Annotated in this window: 16 protein-coding genes; 10 read left to right on the top strand and 6 right to left on the bottom strand. The window is 74.9% G+C overall.

Features of this window, described 5'->3' with window-relative positions:
• Window positions 1-6 precede the first annotated feature (6 nt).
• From ACZ7LK_RS13135 to ACZ7LK_RS13100, 8 genes are all read left to right on the top strand, one after another.
• Window positions 7-1,611: an ABC transporter substrate-binding protein gene (locus tag ACZ7LK_RS13135; protein WP_392272798.1), complete on the top strand. Its 1,605-nt coding sequence runs from the start codon at window positions 7-9 to the stop codon at window positions 1,609-1,611.
• Between the two features lie 23 nt (window positions 1,612-1,634).
• On the top strand, window positions 1,635-2,600 hold the full coding sequence (locus tag ACZ7LK_RS13130; RefSeq protein ID WP_392273261.1) for an ABC transporter permease: 966 nt from the start codon (window positions 1,635-1,637) through the stop codon (window positions 2,598-2,600).
• The gene (locus ACZ7LK_RS13125) at window positions 2,593-3,459 is read left to right on the top strand and encodes an ABC transporter permease (protein WP_469463459.1); all 867 of its coding nucleotides are present in this window, start codon (window positions 2,593-2,595) and stop codon (window positions 3,457-3,459) included. The genes ACZ7LK_RS13130 and ACZ7LK_RS13125 overlap by 8 nt, the downstream gene beginning before the upstream one ends.
• 41 nt (window positions 3,460-3,500) lie before the next feature.
• A complete protein-coding gene (locus ACZ7LK_RS13120; RefSeq protein WP_471140654.1) occupies window positions 3,501-4,400 on the top strand; it encodes an ABC transporter ATP-binding protein in 900 nt (299 codons plus the stop codon).
• On the top strand, window positions 4,393-5,055 hold the full coding sequence (locus tag ACZ7LK_RS13115) for an ABC transporter ATP-binding protein (protein WP_392272799.1): 663 nt from the start codon (window positions 4,393-4,395) through the stop codon (window positions 5,053-5,055). Before ACZ7LK_RS13120 ends, ACZ7LK_RS13115 begins: the two co-directional genes overlap by 8 nt.
• 95 nt (window positions 5,056-5,150) lie before the next feature.
• Window positions 5,151-5,963, top strand: coding sequence for a hypothetical protein (locus ACZ7LK_RS13110; protein ID WP_471140310.1), 813 nt, complete (start codon window positions 5,151-5,153; stop codon window positions 5,961-5,963).
• 41 nt (window positions 5,964-6,004) lie between these two features.
• Window positions 6,005-6,871 carry an ANTAR domain-containing protein gene (locus ACZ7LK_RS13105; protein WP_392272801.1) on the top strand — a complete coding sequence of 289 codons (867 nt, stop codon included), beginning with the start codon at window positions 6,005-6,007 and terminating at the stop codon, window positions 6,869-6,871.
• Window positions 6,872-7,116: 245 nt separating this feature from the next.
• A complete protein-coding gene (locus ACZ7LK_RS13100) occupies window positions 7,117-7,311 on the top strand; it encodes a hypothetical protein (RefSeq protein WP_392272802.1) in 195 nt (64 codons plus the stop codon).
• 26 nt (window positions 7,312-7,337) lie between these two features.
• Here the strand turns inward: ACZ7LK_RS13100 and ACZ7LK_RS13095 are convergent, their stop codons facing one another.
• Window positions 7,338-8,585, bottom strand: coding sequence for a phosphodiester glycosidase family protein (locus tag ACZ7LK_RS13095; protein ID WP_471140305.1), 1,248 nt, complete (start codon window positions 8,583-8,585; stop codon window positions 7,338-7,340).
• A gap of 162 nt (window positions 8,586-8,747) precedes the next feature.
• A complete protein-coding gene (locus ACZ7LK_RS13090; RefSeq protein WP_392272804.1) occupies window positions 8,748-9,515 on the bottom strand; it encodes an AAC(3) family N-acetyltransferase in 768 nt (255 codons plus the stop codon).
• A 283-nt stretch (window positions 9,516-9,798) separates the two neighbouring features.
• Between ACZ7LK_RS13090 and ACZ7LK_RS13085 the strand changes: the two genes are divergently transcribed.
• A complete protein-coding gene (locus ACZ7LK_RS13085; protein ID WP_471140302.1) occupies window positions 9,799-10,170 on the top strand; it encodes an SAV_915 family protein in 372 nt (123 codons plus the stop codon).
• Between the two features lie 12 nt (window positions 10,171-10,182).
• Window positions 10,183-11,520, top strand: a complete 1,338-nt coding sequence (lysA, locus tag ACZ7LK_RS13080) for a diaminopimelate decarboxylase (RefSeq protein ID WP_471140300.1) — start codon at window positions 10,183-10,185, stop codon at window positions 11,518-11,520.
• Between the two features lie 27 nt (window positions 11,521-11,547).
• Here lysA and ACZ7LK_RS13075 read toward each other — a convergent pair whose 3' ends face one another.
• Genes ACZ7LK_RS13075 through ACZ7LK_RS13060 form a run of 4 tightly spaced genes read right to left on the bottom strand, consistent with a single transcriptional unit; the run spans window position 11,548 to window position 15,254 of the window.
• Complete coding sequence (locus ACZ7LK_RS13075; protein WP_392272806.1) at window positions 11,548-12,138, bottom strand: GTP-binding protein; 591 nt, start codon at window positions 12,136-12,138, stop codon at window positions 11,548-11,550.
• On the bottom strand, window positions 12,125-12,490 hold the full coding sequence (locus tag ACZ7LK_RS13070) for a DUF742 domain-containing protein (RefSeq protein WP_392272807.1): 366 nt from the start codon (window positions 12,488-12,490) through the stop codon (window positions 12,125-12,127). Before ACZ7LK_RS13070 ends, ACZ7LK_RS13075 begins: the two co-directional genes overlap by 14 nt.
• Complete coding sequence (locus tag ACZ7LK_RS13065; protein ID WP_392272808.1) at window positions 12,490-12,888, bottom strand: roadblock/LC7 domain-containing protein; 399 nt, start codon at window positions 12,886-12,888, stop codon at window positions 12,490-12,492. The genes ACZ7LK_RS13070 and ACZ7LK_RS13065 overlap by 1 nt, the downstream gene beginning before the upstream one ends.
• Window positions 12,885-15,254, bottom strand: coding sequence for a sensor histidine kinase (locus tag ACZ7LK_RS13060; protein WP_392272809.1), 2,370 nt, complete (start codon window positions 15,252-15,254; stop codon window positions 12,885-12,887). Before ACZ7LK_RS13060 ends, ACZ7LK_RS13065 begins: the two co-directional genes overlap by 4 nt.
• Window positions 15,255-15,502 lie beyond the last annotated feature (248 nt).

Raw genomic sequence — 15,502 nt, 5'->3', positions numbered from 1 at the left:
GGAACCATGACCACCCGATCCATACGCGGCACGGCCGCCGCGGCGCTGGCCGGGGCCCTGGCCCTCACCGCGGCGGCCTGCTCGAACCCGGGCACCGGTGGCACCGGCCACCGTGCCGGGGACAGCGCGGTCGTCGGCATCGCCTACGAGCCCGAGTCGCTCAGCCCCCTCCTCGGCTACGGCAAGGACGGCAACTCCAAGATCTTCGACGGTCTGCTCGCCTTCGACGGCGACATGAGGCTCACACCGGCCCTCGCGGTCGCGCTGCCCGAGGTGAGCGCGGACGGCCTGACGTACACGTACAAGCTCCGCAAGGGCGTGAAGTTCAGCGACGGCACCCCCTTCACGGCCAAGGACGTCGTCTTCACCTACAAGACGGTGCTCAGCCCGAAGACCAACAACGCCTCCAAGACCGAACTGGACGCCCTGAAGGACGTCAAGGCGGTCGGGGACGACACCGTCGTCTTCACCCTCGCGTACCCCTACGCGCCCTTCGCCGAGCGCACCGTCCTCGGCATCGCACCCGAGCACATCGCTGCCGGGCAGGACGTCAACAGCGGTCCCTTCACCACCAGGCCCGTCGGCACCGGACCGTACGTCCTCACCGACTGGTCCAAGGGCGAGAAGATCAGCTTCAAGGCCAACCCGAACTACTGGGGCGGCGCGCCCAAGGTGAAGAAGTTCACCATGGCGATCATCAAGGACGACGACGTCCGCGCCACCCGCCTCCGCTCCGGCGACCTCGACGGCGCGATCCTGCCCCCCAACCTCGCCAAGGGCTTCACGAACGACGACACGAAGAAGACGTACGAGGCCACCACCTACGACTACCGCCTGGTGACCCTGCCCACCCACAACGAGGTCACCGGCGACACCGCGATCCGCCGCGCCCTCGACATCGCCGTCGACCGCCGGGCCATGGTCGACACCATCCTCGAAGGCGCCGGAAAGCCCGCCTACGGCCCGGTCCCGACCGACAGCGAGTGGTTCACCAAGGGCACCGAGCGCCGCCACGACCTCGCCGGGGCCAAGAGGATCCTCGACGCCGCCGGCTGGAAGCCCGGCCCCGACGGCATCCGCGTCAAGGACGGCGTCCGCGCCGCCTTCCCCCTCTGGTACCTCTCCGGCGACAAGCTCCGCCAGGACCACGCCCTCGCCTACGCCTCCGACGCCAAGAAGGCCGGTATCGACATCCGGACCCAGGCCGGTACCTGGGAGGTCATCGAGCCGCGCATGAAGCACGACGCGGTCCTCGCGGGCGGCGGCTCGCCCGGCGACCCGGACTTCGACCAGTACTCGCTGCTCAGGTCCTCCCTCGGCGGCGACGGCTTCAACAACATGGCCCGGTACGACAACCCCGCCGTCGACAAGGCCCTCGACGACGGCCGCAAGACCGACGACAAGGCCGCCCGCAAGGCCGCGTACGACACCATCCAGCGCGAACTGGTGAAGGACCCCGGCTACACCTTCCTCACCCACATCGACCACCTCTACGTGGTGAACGACTCCTGGAAGGGCCTGTCCACCCAGGTCGAACCGCACGACCACGGCCTGGCCTCCGGCCCCTGGTGGAACGTCGAGGACTGGATCCCCGAGGGCGGGGAGAAGTGACCCGCCGCCTCCCCTGGGCGGCGATGGCCAGGATGGCGGGACGGCGGGCCCTGTTCGCCGTCCCCGTCCTCCTGGTGGTGACGTTCGCCGTCTTCGCCGTCGCCGCCGCCTCCCCGTTCGACCCCGTCAAGGCCTACGCCGGCACCGCCGGGCTCACCGCCTCGCAGGAGAACCTCGACCAGCTGCGCGCCAACCTCGGCGTCGACCAGCCGCTCGTCCCGCGCTGGTGGAACTGGCTGACCTCCGCCCTCACCGGCGACCTCGGCGACTCCGGCGTGATGCGCCAGCCCGTCGCCGACGTCATCGGCGAACGCATCGGCTGGTCGGCCCTGCTCGCCGCCACCGCCTTCGCCGTCGCCGTCCTGCTCGGCACGGCGCTGGGCGTCCTGGCGGCACGGCGGCAGGGCGGCTGGCTCGACCGGTGCGTCAGCTCGGCCGCGTACACCCTGGAAGCCGCCCCCGCCTTCTGGCTCGGGCTGCTCGCCATCTGGTTCTTCGCCCTGGAACTGGGCGTCCTGCCGGCCGGCGGGCTCACCGACACCGCCAGCGAGACCGTCACCCCCGGGCAGGTCGCCTCGCACCTGGTGCTGCCCGCCCTCGTCCTCGGCGTCTCACAACTGCCCTGGTTCTTCCTGTACGTCCGCCAGGGCGTCGGCGACGCCCTCGAAGAGGACCCGGTGCGGGGTGCCCGCGCGCGCGGCCTCGCCGAACGCACCGTGCTCCTCGGACACGCGCTCCGCTCCGGCATGCTGCCGATGCTCACCCTCATCGGCTCGCGCGTCCCCGAACTCATCACCGGCGCCCTGCTCGTCGAAACGGTCTTCAGCTGGCCCGGCATCGCGGCCGCCACCGTCCAGGCGGCGACCTCCGTCGACTTCCCGCTGCTGGCCGCGCTCACCGTGCTCGCCACGGCGGCCGTCCTGCTCGGCAACCTGCTGTCCGACCTGCTCTACGGACTCGCCGACCCGAGAGTGGGTTTCGATGGCTGACCCGGCCTGGCGCTCCCACGGGCGCACCCGCCGCTCCACGCGCACGATCCGGATCTCCGCCTCCGCCGCCGTCGTCGCGGCGGTCACCCTCGCCGTGCTGCTCGTACCCCCGCTGGTCCAGCTCGACCAGCAGGCCGTCGACCTGTCCCTGAAACTCCGGCCGCCCTCCTGGGCACACCCCTTCGGCACCGACGACGTCGGCCGCGACCTGCTGCTGCGCTGCGTGTACGGCCTGCGCGTCTCGCTCCTCGTCGGCCTGGTCGCGGCGTTCGTCGCCACCGTCATCGGCACCGCGGTGGGCGCGACCGCCGCCGCCTTCGGCGGCTGGACCGACCGGCTGCTGATGCGGCTGGTCGACACCTTCGCGTCCGTGCCGCACCTGCTGCTCGGCATCTTCGTCGTGGCGATGTTCCGCCCCGGCGTCTGGCCGGTCATCGTGTCCGTCGCCCTCACCCACTGGCTGTCCACCGCCCGGATCGTCCGCTCCGAGGTGCTGTCGCTGCGCTCCCGCCCGTACATCGACGCCGCGGTCTCCGGCGGGGCGACCCGGTGGCGGGTGACGGTCCGCCACCTGCTCCCGGCGGTGCTCCCGCGAGCCGGGCTGGCGGCGGTGCTGATGGTGCCGCACGCCATGTGGCACGAGTCGGCCCTCTCCTTCCTGGGCCTGGGCCTGCCCGCCCACCAGGCCAGCCTCGGCACCCTGGTGCAGACCGCCCGCGGCTCGCTCCTCGCCGGCGACTGGTGGCCCACCCTCTTCCCCGGGCTGTTCCTGATCGTCCCCACGCTCGCCGTCGCGGGCCTCGCGGGCGCCTGGCGGGAACGGCTCGACCCCCGCCGCCGATCGGAGCTGATGCTGTGAACACGGTCCTGTCCGTCCGCGACCTCTCCGTCCGGTTCCGGATGCGCGGGGGCCGCCACGTCGCCGCTGTCAGCGGGGCGAGCTTCGACCTCGCCACCGGCGAGTGCCTCGCCCTCGTCGGCGAGAGCGGCTGCGGCAAGTCCGTCCTCGCCTCCGCGCTGCTCGGCCTCCTGCCCGGCAACGCCCGGTCCGCCGGCACGGCCGTCATCGACGGCACCGACCTGCTCTCCGCCGACGAACGCACCCTCGCCCGCACCGTACGCGGCCGGCGCGTCGGCCTCGTCCCGCAATCCCCCGCCGCCCACCTCACCCCCGTCCGCACCGTGCGCGCCCACCTGGAGGAGACGCTGCGCGAGCTGGCCGGCACGCCCCGGGCGGAGCTGGGCCGCGCGGCCGTGGAGGCCGCCGAACGGGCCGCCTTCCCGCCCGCCCTGCTCGACCGCTACCCGCACGAACTGTCCGGCGGCCAGGCCCAGCGGGCCGCCACCGCCCTCGCCCTCGTCGGCGACGCCCCGCTGCTCCTCGCCGACGAGCCGACCACCGGACTCGACCGCGACCTCGTCCACCGCACGGCCGACGAACTGCGCCGCCACACCGACGACGGCCGCGCCCTGCTGCTCATCACCCACGACCTGGCCGCCGCCGAGCGCATCGCCGACCGCGTCGCCGTGATGTACGCGGGGCGGATCGTCGAACTGTCCGCCGCCGGCCGCTTCTTCGGCCGCCCCGGCCCCCGGCACCCCTACGCCCGTGGCCTGCTCGCCGCCCTCCCGGAACGGGACTTCACCCCCGTCCCCGGCATGCCCCCCGAACTCGGCGCCCTACCGGACGGCTGCGCCTTCGCCCCCCGCTGCGACCGGGCGAGCGGCGCCTGCGGGACGGCACCGCGCTTCGAGGACGGCGTCGCCTGCCACCACGCCGAGGAGACCGACCGTGCTTGAACTCGACGCGCTCACCGCCGGGTACCACCCCCGCACCCCCGTCTTCCGGGACGTGTCCCTGACCGTCCCGCCCGGCGAGGCCGTGGGCCTGCTGGGGCCCAGCGGCTGCGGCAAGTCGACCCTCGCCCGGGTCGCCGCCCTGCTCCACCGCCCGGACGCCGGCCGGGTCGTCGTGGACGGCCGGGAGGTACGCGGCTGGCGGCACCGGGCCCCGCGGGACCTGCGTACCGCGATCGGCGTGGTGTTCCAGCAGCCGCGCATGTCCGCCGACCCCCGGCTGCGGCTGCGCGACCTGATCGCCGAACCGCTCCGGGCCACCGGCCGCCGCCACGAGGTGGACGGCCGGGTGCCCGGACTCGCCCGGACCGTCGGCCTCACCGGCGACCTCCTCGGCCGGCGCCCCCACGAGGTCAGCGACGGCCAGCTCCAGCGCGCCTGCCTGGCCCGCGCCCTGGCCCTCCGCCCCCGCTGGCTCGTCTGCGACGAGATGACCGCCATGCTCGACGCCTCGACCACCGCCGCGCTGGTCGCCGCGGTCGAGGCGTACCGCCGGGAAAACGGCGCGGGGCTGCTCGCCGTCGGCCACGACCGGGTGCTGCTGGACCGCTGGTGCGACCGCACCGTCGACTGGGCCGACCTGGTCGCCGCCCCCTGACGGGCCCCTGGTAACGTCGCGCTCTTCGGCCCCGCGCACGTTCCGTCCCGGAGCAGGCCCGCGCGGAGGCAGGCCGGAGTACCCCGGGGGTCCCCTTGGACCGCGCCACCACGGCCGCCGCCGCCGACCTCGAAGCGGCCCTCCACCGCGTACGCCGCGCCTTCGCCGGCATGACGGCCCGCCCCGACGAGTCCAACTGCCCGTGCCACTGGGGCAGCGAGGAGGAGCTCCGGCTCCTCAAGACGCCGGACGTGCCGCTCGACCCCGACCTGCTCCACCGCACCTGGTCGGCGCCCGACTGGCGCGACCACGCGGCGGTCACCCGGCGCGTCCTCCCGCAGTTCGCCGAGGCCCTGGCGGCAGGGGAGTGCGACGAGGCCGGCCGGGCCGGCAGGTCCCTGGCGATGGCCGGGTGGCGCACCTGGCCCGAGGCGCCGGTCGTCCGCGCCTTCCTCGACGCGTGGTGGGCCCGCACCCTGGAGCGGGACGCCCCGCCCCGGCCGGCGTACGACGTCTTCGAGACGTGTGTCGTCGCGTCCGGGTCCGTCACTCCCTGGCTGGCCGCGTGGAGCCGCCGCACGGACCCCACCGCGGACCGGCACCTGCTCGCCGCCGCGCGGTGGTGGGTCGACGACCTGGAGAGGGACGAGTACCCGTCGTACGACGTCCACTGGGACGACGACGAGGAGGAGCTCGCGCGCGAGCTGAGCGCCTGGCTGGGCCGCCACGCCCCGGCCCGGCTGGCCGCCCTCGGGGCGGAACCGGCACTGGTGGACCGGCTGACCATGCTCGGGGTGCCGTCCGAGTGGCGCCGGCCCGACGAGGGCGGGACCGACATGGGCGGGCCCCCCACCGGCGGCCCGGCCACGGGCGGGACCGTCGGCGGAAACCGGCCCCCGCAGGGGTGAGCCGGGGTGTGGCCCGCACCGCAGCGGGCAGGCGCGCCCTCATGACCGAGATGTTCGAGGCCGGCGCGTGGCGGACGGACGATCCGCGCGACGAGCTGGCGCGGCTGCGGGAGCAGGTCCGTCACCTCCGGGCCCAGGCCCGCAACCGGCCGCTGATCGCCGAGGCGCAGGGCATCCTCGCGGAGCGGTACCGGCTCGCGGACGCCGAAGCCGCCTTCGCGCTGCTCCAGCTCGCCTCGCAGCGGTACAACGTGCGGCTGCGCACCCTCGCCGACGCGGTCGTCCGGCTCGAACGGCCCGACGAACGGGCCGGGACGTGGTTCCCCGGCCGGGTGCGCCACCCCGCCCCGGCCCTGGACTCGCTGGCCATCGAGGACGCCACCCACGCCCACCGGAGCGCCGTCCTGTCCGGGGTCCTGGCGCAGACGCTGGCGGTCACCACCACCCACATGGGCAACGTGCAGGTCGGGGACCGCGCGGCCGGCGGGCTGCTGATGGAGAAGCACACGGGACTCTGCGACGACTTCGTGAGCTTCTTCGAGTTCGTCGGCGGGGAGGGTACCTCCTGCGCCCAGGCGGCCAAGGAGGTGGCCCAGGTGACCGTGCGCGACGTGGCGACCGCGCCGGTGTTCACGGAGGACGCCCGCCGGACGATCCTGGAGGCCGGGAGCCGTTCCTGCCACAGCGTGCCGCTGGTCAGCGGCGGGCGCTGCATGGGCATGGTCTCGGCCCACTTCGACCACCCCATCCAGGACCTGAAGGCCGCGCAGCTCAAGGCCCTCGACCACACCGGCCGCCAGGTGGGACGCTGGCTGGCCTGGTACGACCGTACGGTCGTCCTGGACGCACTCGAGCACCTGCACGCCGCCGCCCGCCACCCCGGAATGGCACGGGCCCGCCGGCGCTGACCCGCGGGGGCGCCCCTCCCGGCCCCCGCCCGGACCGAACCGCCCGCCGTCCGCGCCGGCCACCTCGGCACCGACGACCCGGCCGGTCTCGCGCGCTTCCTCCCCGCGCACGGCGAGTAACGGGTCACGGCCCGGCAATACCCGTTCGGCCGACATGCCGTACGCCCGGACGGCGCCCCCGCTCCGCCAGACTGGCCGCCGGACGCCGCACGCCCGGTGCGGCGACTGGCCGAGGAGGGTGACACATGGCCGTATCCATCTCCGTGGTGCTGCTGCTGCTGGTCCTGGCGGTGATCTTCCTGCGCAACGGCGGGCTGAAGATCTCCCACGCTCTGGTGTGCGGGCTGCTCGGGTTCTTCCTCGCGAGCACCAGCCTCGCCCCGACCATCTACAACGGCGTCTCCGCCACCGCCGACGTCGTCAGCAGCCTCAAGCCCTAGGGAGCGTCTCGCCGATCAGGCCGGGCTCACGACGCCTGGGCCCCGCCGTTGCCACGGACGAAGATCCCGATGCCGTTGGGGACCGGACGCTGGGCGCCACCGCTGGGGTGGTTGAGCACGCTGACCTTCGCCGCCCCGCCCTGCCGCGCCACCAGCGTGGAGGACCCGCCGCCGTCCAGGTTGACGGCGTCGGTCGCACCCTGGTCCCGCATCGCGTCCGCCACCTCCACCACCGTCAGGCCGCTGCGGAACCCCGGGGAGCCGTCCAGCGCGAGCAGCAGCATCCGCCGCCCGCCGTCCCGGACCCCCGCCGCCGTGCGCACCGCGGGCGTCACCTTGTCCATCCCGCTCAGCGGCTCCCCGTCCCGCAGCACCGGATAGCCGCCCACCGCGAAGCGGTACGCGCCCCCCGCGGCACCCACCCCGCCCGCGGCGAGCGCGTACCGGACGTCCACCCGGTCGCCGACCGCCAGCTTCCGCAGCTCCCGCGCGCCCGCCTCACGCCCCACCAGCACCTCCGTGCCCGGGGCGACGGCACCCCGGCCGGGCGTCTGCGCGACCTCGACCACCTGGCCGCCGCGCACCGTCACCTCGTAGGTCTCGTCGCTGCACGGCGCGTCCCGCCGCGTGTCCGTGCCGCAGGTGGCCCGCACCCGTGAGGCGGCGCCCCAGTCCTTGGTGAACACCCCCACCGAACCCACCGGCAGGGCGTACTGGTTGAGCCCGCCCAGCTCCACCTCCGCCCCGTCCCACGACACGGTCCCCTCCAGCACCAGTTCACCGGTGCGCGCCACACCGTCCTCGCCGACGCCCAGCACCTGGCGGGTGTTCGTGCCCGGCGGCAGAGCGGGACCGAACCGCTGCCCGTCCGGCACGGCGGCCTTCAGCGCCCGCCCGTCCGCGACGGCCGGCCCCACCGGGGAACCGGTCGCCTCCACCCCCGGGTGCTGGGTCTCCGACAGATGGAAGAAGTCACCGTTGACACCACCCACCGCCCCGGCTCCGTCGGCGAGCGCGGACAGCGGCGAGCGCGCCGCGACCACACCCGGGTACAGCAGCCCCACCGACACCCGCGCGTCGGCCAGGTCCACCGAGAGCAGATGCGCCCGGGCCGTACCCCGGGACGACCGGATGTCGAACCACCGGTACTCCACCCCCGGCGCGACCCGCTGCCACACGGGCGCCGGGGCGGCGGGCGGCGCGGCCGCCAGCAGGGCACCCAGCAGCGACACCAGAACGAGCGTCAGAAAGGCACGGCCGCGCAGCACGGTCACAGTCCCCCCACGGTCCAGGGCAACTCCCACAGGTCTCGGAAGAGTTGCCCGCCCGGGACCGGTCCCGAACCGGCCGGCCGTGAACGGGTGAGGGAACGTAGGCCATTCGGGGCCTCCCGGGTCACCCGTTCGGGACCGCCCGGCCGGGTCCGGCGGTGACCGTCACCGATTCCGGGCCAACCACAGCCGCGCGAAGTCCACCGCCTCGGCCACCCCCAGCAGCCGGCACCGCGCCGCCCCCACCCGTCCCGTGCGCACCGTCCCGCCGCCGGACCGCTCCAGGTCCGCGCCCAGCTCGGCGAAGTCCCCGTCGTCCAGGGCGACGTCCTCGTACGGCCACCAGCGCCGCGCCCCACCGTCCCGCACCACGCAGCGGTACATGCGGCGCGGCGGCCGTGCCACCCGGTACTCGCCGAGGTGGAAGGCGGTGCAACTGCCGAAACCCGCGCCCAGGAGCAGGATCCGCCCCCGCAGGTCGTAGAGCCGCGCGAGGGGCGAGTCCTCGCCCAGGTGACAGTCCGGACGGTGACCCGAGACCACCTTCTCCGCGTACGCCCCCAGGGCCGCGAACGAGGTCTGCGGGTGCGCGCTGCGGAGCGCGCCCGGGCTCGTCCGGACGACCTCCGGCAGCACCCCGAGCCCCTCGTCGCACGGCATCGTCTCCGCGTCGTACGGGGGCATCGCCGCCCGCACCGCCGCCCGCTCCGCCGCGCCCAGCCCCCGCACCCGCTCCCGGTAGACGGCGGAGGTGTCCGAATTGCGCGCCGTGAACGCCGGGACCACCACCGTGCCGTCCGGCCCCAGCGCCGCCCGCAAGGCCCGGAGCACCGCTTCCGCGCCGCCCGCCACCGGCCCCACCGCCCGCAGCGACGCGTGCACCAGCAGGAACCCGCCGGGCTCCACGCCCAGCTCGGCCAGGTGCGCCGTCAACTGCCGTTCCGTATGGACCCCGGTCCCGGTCAAAGCCACTCGTTCCCGTCCGCCGCCGGCCATGGGCGCCCATCGTAGAACCTCCGGCAGGCGCCGTCCGCCCCCGGAAACAGCCAACCCACGAACCGTCAGAAAGGCGTCAACACACGGCACCGCCCCGTCAGCATGGCGTCAACGACGTTCGGACCGCCCGGCACACCGGGCATACCGTCGACAGCACGCCCCGGCGGCCTCCCCGCGCCGGGGCACCCGCCTCGTTCCGAGGATCCTCCAGGAGGGACCCATGCCCACGATCCCGTGCGGTGACGATCCGGAACCCTCACCACCCGCCCCGGCCGGACCGCTGTACGTGCCCGTCCGGCCGGGGCCCCGGGCGTGCGCCGTACGGCTGTTCCGCACCTCGTGCGGCGCCCGCACCGCCATCGGCTTCACCACCGCCCCCCGGCTCACCGCCGCGCTCGGACCGGACCAGGCGTGGATCCGGCTCACCCGCCCCGCCCTGCGGACGCTCACCGCACCCCTCGGCGTCACCACCCTCAGCGTCGACCCCCGGCTCACCGCACCCGCCGCCACCCCCGTGCCGTCCCCGGCCGGACCGGGCCGCACCACCGCACCCGCCCCGTCCCGGTGGACCGGGCCCCTGCGGACCGGCTGAAAGGACCGCCCGATGACCACCCTCGACACACCCGCCGCCACGGCGACACCGGACGACGGCGACCTCGCCGTCTGGCCCGCCTCCACCCGGCGGCTGCCCGACGGCGACCTCCGGGTGGGCGGCGTCCCGCTCACCCGGATCGCCGACCGGTTCGGCACCCCCGTCCACCTGCTGGACGAGGACGAGGTACGCGCCCGGTGCCGCCTCTACCGCCACGCCTTCCCCGACGCCGGGGTCTTCTACGCCGCCAAGGCGTTCCTGTCCCGCGCCCTGGTGCACTGGGCCGACGAGGAGGGACTCGGCCTGGACGTCTGCTCCGCCGGGGAACTCCAGCTGGCGGTCACCGCCGGCTTCCCGCCGGAGAACATCGTGCTGCACGGCAACGCCAAGTCCCCGTACGAACTGGACACCGCGCTGCGGCTCGGCGTCGGCCGCATCGTCATCGACAGCGCCTCCGACATCGTCCGCCTGGCCGCCGCCCTGGGCCCCGACGGGCGCCAGAAGGTGATGGTCCGGGTGGCGCCCGGCATCAGCGCGGGCGGCCACGACAGGATGCGGACGGGCACCGAGGACCAGAGGTTCGGCCTGGCGATCAGCGACGGCTCGGCCCAGCACGCCGTCGGACGCGTGCTGGACCGGCCGGAGCTGCGCCTCACCGGGCTCCACTGCCACCTCGGCTCCCAGATCGCCTCGGCCAAGCCCTACGCCACGGCCGTGCGCCGCATGGTCGGCCTGATGGCACGCGTCCGCGACGCCCACGGCGTCGTCCTGCCCGAACTGAACCTGGGCGGCGGCCACGCCGTCGCCTACCGACCCGGCGAACGGGCCCTCGACGTCACCCGCCTCGCCCGCACGGTCCGCGGCGCCCTGGCGGACAGCTGCGCCGCCGCCCGCCTGCCGGTGCCCCGCCTGCTGATCGAACCGGGGCGCGCCGTCGTGGGGCCGGCCGGCGTCGCGGTCCACCGGGTCCTGGCCGTCACGCACTCGGGCGAGCGGATCTTCGTCGCGGTGGACGGCGCCATGAGCGACAACCCCGGGTCCGCCCTGTACGGCGCGCGCCGCACCCCCCGGCTCGTCGGGCGGCTCCCGGCGGCCCCGCCCCGCACGGTCACCGTCGTCGGGCGGCACTGCGAGGCGGGCGACGTGCCGGCGGACGTCGCCCTGCCGGGGGACGTCCGCCCCGGCGACCTGCTCGCCGTCCCGGTGGCGGGGGCCTACCAGTCGTCCATGGCGTCCGGCCACCACCTCGTCGGCCGCCCGCCCGTCGTCGCCGTCACCGCGGGCCACGCCCGGCTGCTCGTCCGCCGGGAGTCCCTGGCCGACTTCCGCACCCGGGACGTCGGGCTGTGAGCGCGGGCCGCGCCGAGGCCGGCCGTCTCAGGCGGGGGCGGCCGCCCGCGCCCCGGCGATGACGGTGTCCAGGAGCGCGAGCAGCACCGCCCGGACGTCGGCGCGGGCACGCGCGTCCAGCATGAGAACGGGCGTGCCCGGGTCACGCAGGTGCAGGGCGGCCCTGATCTCCGCCTCGGTATAGGCCTGTTCACCGTGGAAGCAGTTGGCGCCGACCACGAACGGCAGCCCCCGGCTCTCGAAGAAGTCGACCGCGGGGAAGCTGCGCTCCAGGCGGCGGGTGTCGACCAGCACGACCGCCCCGAGCGCCCCGTTCAGCAGCTCGTCCCACATGAACCAGAAGCGCTCCTGCCCCGGCGTGCCGAACAGGTAGAGGACGGCCCCGGCGTCGTCGAGGGTGATGCGGCCGAAGTCCATCGCCACGGTGGTCACCGACTTCGACTCGATGCCGTCGAGGTCGTCGACGCCGACACCGGCGGCCGTCAGCCGCTCCTCCGTACGCAGGGGCTCGATCTCCGAGACCGTCTCCACCAGCGTCGTCTTGCCCACGCCGAACCCGCCGGCGATCAGAATCTTGACGGGGGCCGCTTCCTGGGCAGGAGTGTCATATCCGGGCAAGGTTGTCCCTGATTCTCATGAGCAGATGGACGTTGCTGGTCCCGGCCCCCTCCAGGGGCGGCCGGTGGTGGATCAGTCCGCGGTCCGCGAGCTCGCCGAGGAGCAGCGCCATCGGGGTCAGGCGCATCCCCATCCGGGCCGCGATCTCGGCGACCGCCCGCCCCGCGGGGGGCGGGCACATGGCGAGGACGGCCCGCCACTCGGTCGGCAGGCCGTCCTGGGCGTCCCCGGCGACGGCCGCGGTGATGGTGGTGTCCATCGTCAGGACGGTCCGGGGCGCGGCCGTACGGCCGTCGGTCAGGGCGTACAGCCGCGTCCGGCGACGGCTCCCGCGCTGCGGCTCGTCGGGCATTACGACGTGGCAGCCTGGTCGCGCTCCGGTGTGCCCAGCCACTCGCCGAGCGCCTGCGCGGTCCGCACCGCCTCGCCGCCCAGCTCCCCGAGCCGTGCTTTGCGGGACGTCACGACGATCAGCGTGCTGCCCTCGCCGCAGCCGACGATGCACAGGTACCGGTCGTCCATCTCCACGAGCTGGCGGATCACCCGGCCGCCGTCGATGTCCCGGGAGATCGCCTTCATGGTCGAGGCGATGCCGGAGGACGCCGCCGCGATGCGTTCCGCCTGCGGCCGGTCCAGCAGGTACGCGCTCAGCTTGATCCCGTCGTTGGACAGGAGCACGGCTCCCTGGATGCCGGCGATCCGGCTCAGGTTGTTGTCCAGAACGCTGTAGATCATGTCGTTCGTCGTCATGGCTGATCCTGTCGGAGTTCGTTTTCCACTGTCCGGGTCCCTCGTTCGTAGTCGTCCCAGGCGTCGGCCACCTCCTGCGGCGTGGCCCCGTCCGGGCGGGGCGACGGGTCCGTCGCGCGCGGCTCGCGGAGTTGCTCGGCCATGTGCGTCTGCGGCACCCGTTCGGGCAGCGCCGGGCGTTCCGCGGCGGGCCGGCCGAGCGCGGGGCGGTCGGGGGCGCGGCGCGCCGGCGGCAGCGAGGGGCGGTCCGTGACCCGCCGGACCGGGAGCGGGTCCGCCGCGTGCGGCACGGGGCCGGGCGCGTCCTCGCCGGAGCGCCGCGCGGCGAGCGCGACCGGTGCCGCCGGAGCGGGCAGGGGCTCGCGTTCCGGGGCGCGTTCCGCGTCGCGCTCCCGCCCGTGGTCCCGCTCGGGCGCCGGTGCGCGATCCGTCGGCACGAGCAGGTCGCGGGGGAGGATCACCACGGCCGACGTGCCGCCGTACACCGAGCGGCGCAGCGTGACGGTGGCGCCGAGTCGGTCGGCGAGGTGGCCGACCACGAAGAGCCCCAGCCGGTGGGCGTTCTCGGCCAGGACGGAGTACGGCGGCGCCGAGTGCAGCCGGCCGTTCATCTCCGCGTACCGCGCGGCCGTCACGCGCGGACCGCGGTCCTCGACCTCGACCGACAGCCCGTCGGCCACCAGCTCGGCGCGGATGACGACCTTCGAGCGCGGCGGGGAGAACCGGGTGGCGTTGTCCAGCAGCTCGGCGAGGAGGTGGCTGACCTGGCTGATGACCCGCGGTTCCACGCTGATCTCGTCCAGGGCCTGACGGTCGATCCGCCGGAAGTCCTCGACCTCCGCGGCGGCCTCCCGCAACAGGTCGGCGACGCGCATCGGTTCGGTGTGCGGGTCGGGGACCTCGCCGCCCGCCAGGATCAGCAGGTTCTCGATCTGCCGCCGCATGCCCACCGTCAGCTGGTCGGACCGCATCAGCCGGGCCAGCAGGGCCTCGTCGCCGCCGAAGGTGTCCTGGAGCTCCTCGGTGAGCGCAAGCTGGCGGCTCACCAGGTTCCCGGTCCGCGAGGCGATCCCGGCCGCGAACACCCCGAAGCCATGACGCTCCGCCGCGAGCTCCCGGTGCCCGTCGACCGACACGGCCACGACCCGGGCGAACGCGTCACCGACCCGCCCCACCTCGTCCTGCTCGCCGCGCACCACCGGCAGGGCCGCGGTGTCCACGGGCCGGCCCTCCTGGAGCCGGGCCACGACGTCCGGCAGGGTTTCCTCGGCGACCCTTACGGTCCGGTCGTGCAGCACCCGCAGCCGGCGCAGGACCGAGCGGGTGGTCAGCACGACGACGGCCGTGACGAGCAGCAGGGCGCCACCGCTGCCCGCGATCAGCCGGACCACCTCGGCCTCCAGCTCATCGGCCCGTGCGTCGCCGTGGGCGAGCAGCGCCCGCGTCCGGGCCGCGTCGAGGGCCTCCAGCCGGGGCGACCACATCCGGTGCGCGGCCGCCCAGTCGCCGATCCCGCGCGGCAGCCGGACGACGCCCGACGCGGTGTCCTTGTGGTCCGACAGGACCTGGTCCTCGACGCGGGTCTTGGTCTGCCAGGCGTCCGTGCCGGTGACGCGGATGAAGCGGTCGGAATCCTCCGCGGGCAGGTACGGCAGGATCCACCGGTCGTACAGGTGCCGGTGGGCCCCTACCGCGTTGACGAAGTCGGCGAACCGGCGGGTGGACAGCTCCCGGGAGGGGCCGGCGAGCGCCAGCAGCGCGTCCTCCTGGGCCAGGGTCTCGGAGGCGGAGAACATGGTGATGACGACACGGCTCTCCTGGGTGAGGCCGACGTCGTCGGTGTGCCCGAACGCGTCCTGGAAGTAGCGGATCATCTGGCCGATGAGGTCGCCGTAGAAGACGAGCATGCCGTCGGCGCTGCCGATCCGGGCGTCCGCGCGTTCCCGGAGGGCGTCCAGGTCGTCCAGGCCCTCGATGATCTCCAGCAGCCGGCGGTCCGCCTCCTCCGACCCCGATCCGGCGGCGGTGGCGGACCGGCGGAAGTCCTGGGCCGCCGCGTCGGTGGAGGCGCGCTGGGAGCGCACCGCCTCGTCGGAGACGGTCGTGCCGGCCCACCGGGCCGCGGCCATCGTCCGCTCGGTCTGCATCTCGGCCATGAGCGCGTGCAGCGGCAGACCGATCCGCTCACCCGCCGCCACGTCGTCACGCAGGTGCCGGGACTGCTCCAGCAGCCCCTCCGCCATCATGGCGGCCTGCGTGCCCATCGCCACGGTGGGAACCAGCGCCAGCAGGATCAGCAGCGTACGGAGGCGCACGGTGCGCCGTCGGCGGCGCGGCGGCGCGGTGCGTGGACCTTCGGGTTCCATGGGAGACATCAGCCCTCGGGAGCGGGGAGCGGGACGGGCCGGTGGCCGGGACCCGCGCAGCCCTGGGCGAGGGCGTGGCGGACGGCCGGTCCGGCTCCGGTGGAGCGTGCGGGTGCCGATCATAACCAGCCAAGTCCGGTTACGGAGGGGTTGCTTCCAGGCTCACCGCGTGGTAGTCGCGCTGGTCGGCGCGTGGATGCGCAGCGGTTCCGCCCCCCAACCGGAGCGGCAGGGTCCCGTCCTGCCGT

The organism is Streptomyces sp. NPDC039423 (assembly GCF_055598725.1).
This window is presented reverse-complemented; position numbering and strand designations above follow the sequence as displayed.

What these genes read in the sequence shown, in the direction of transcription:
- ACZ7LK_RS13135 (WP_392272798.1), top strand. Translation starts at nt 7, where the DNA reads ATGACCACCCGATCCATACGCGGCACGGCCGCCGCGGCGCTGGCCGGG.
- ACZ7LK_RS13130 (WP_392273261.1), top strand. Translation starts at nt 1,635, where the DNA reads ATGGCCAGGATGGCGGGACGGCGGGCCCTGTTCGCCGTCCCCGTCCTC.
- ACZ7LK_RS13125 (WP_469463459.1), top strand. Translation starts at nt 2,593, where the DNA reads ATGGCTGACCCGGCCTGGCGCTCCCACGGGCGCACCCGCCGCTCCACG.
- ACZ7LK_RS13120 (WP_471140654.1), top strand. Translation starts at nt 3,501, where the DNA reads ATGCGCGGGGGCCGCCACGTCGCCGCTGTCAGCGGGGCGAGCTTCGAC.
- ACZ7LK_RS13105 (WP_392272801.1), top strand. Translation starts at nt 6,005, where the DNA reads ATGACCGAGATGTTCGAGGCCGGCGCGTGGCGGACGGACGATCCGCGC.
- ACZ7LK_RS13100 (WP_392272802.1), top strand. Translation starts at nt 7,117, where the DNA reads ATGGCCGTATCCATCTCCGTGGTGCTGCTGCTGCTGGTCCTGGCGGTG.
- ACZ7LK_RS13085 (WP_471140302.1), top strand. Translation starts at nt 9,799, where the DNA reads ATGCCCACGATCCCGTGCGGTGACGATCCGGAACCCTCACCACCCGCC.
- lysA (WP_471140300.1), top strand. Translation starts at nt 10,183, where the DNA reads ATGACCACCCTCGACACACCCGCCGCCACGGCGACACCGGACGACGGC.
- ACZ7LK_RS13070 (WP_392272807.1), bottom strand. Translation starts at nt 12,490, where the DNA reads ATGCCCGACGAGCCGCAGCGCGGGAGCCGTCGCCGGACGCGGCTGTAC.
- ACZ7LK_RS13065 (WP_392272808.1), bottom strand. Translation starts at nt 12,888, where the DNA reads ATGACGACGAACGACATGATCTACAGCGTTCTGGACAACAACCTGAGC.
- ACZ7LK_RS13060 (WP_392272809.1), bottom strand. Translation starts at nt 15,254, where the DNA reads ATGGAACCCGAAGGTCCACGCACCGCGCCGCCGCGCCGCCGACGGCGC.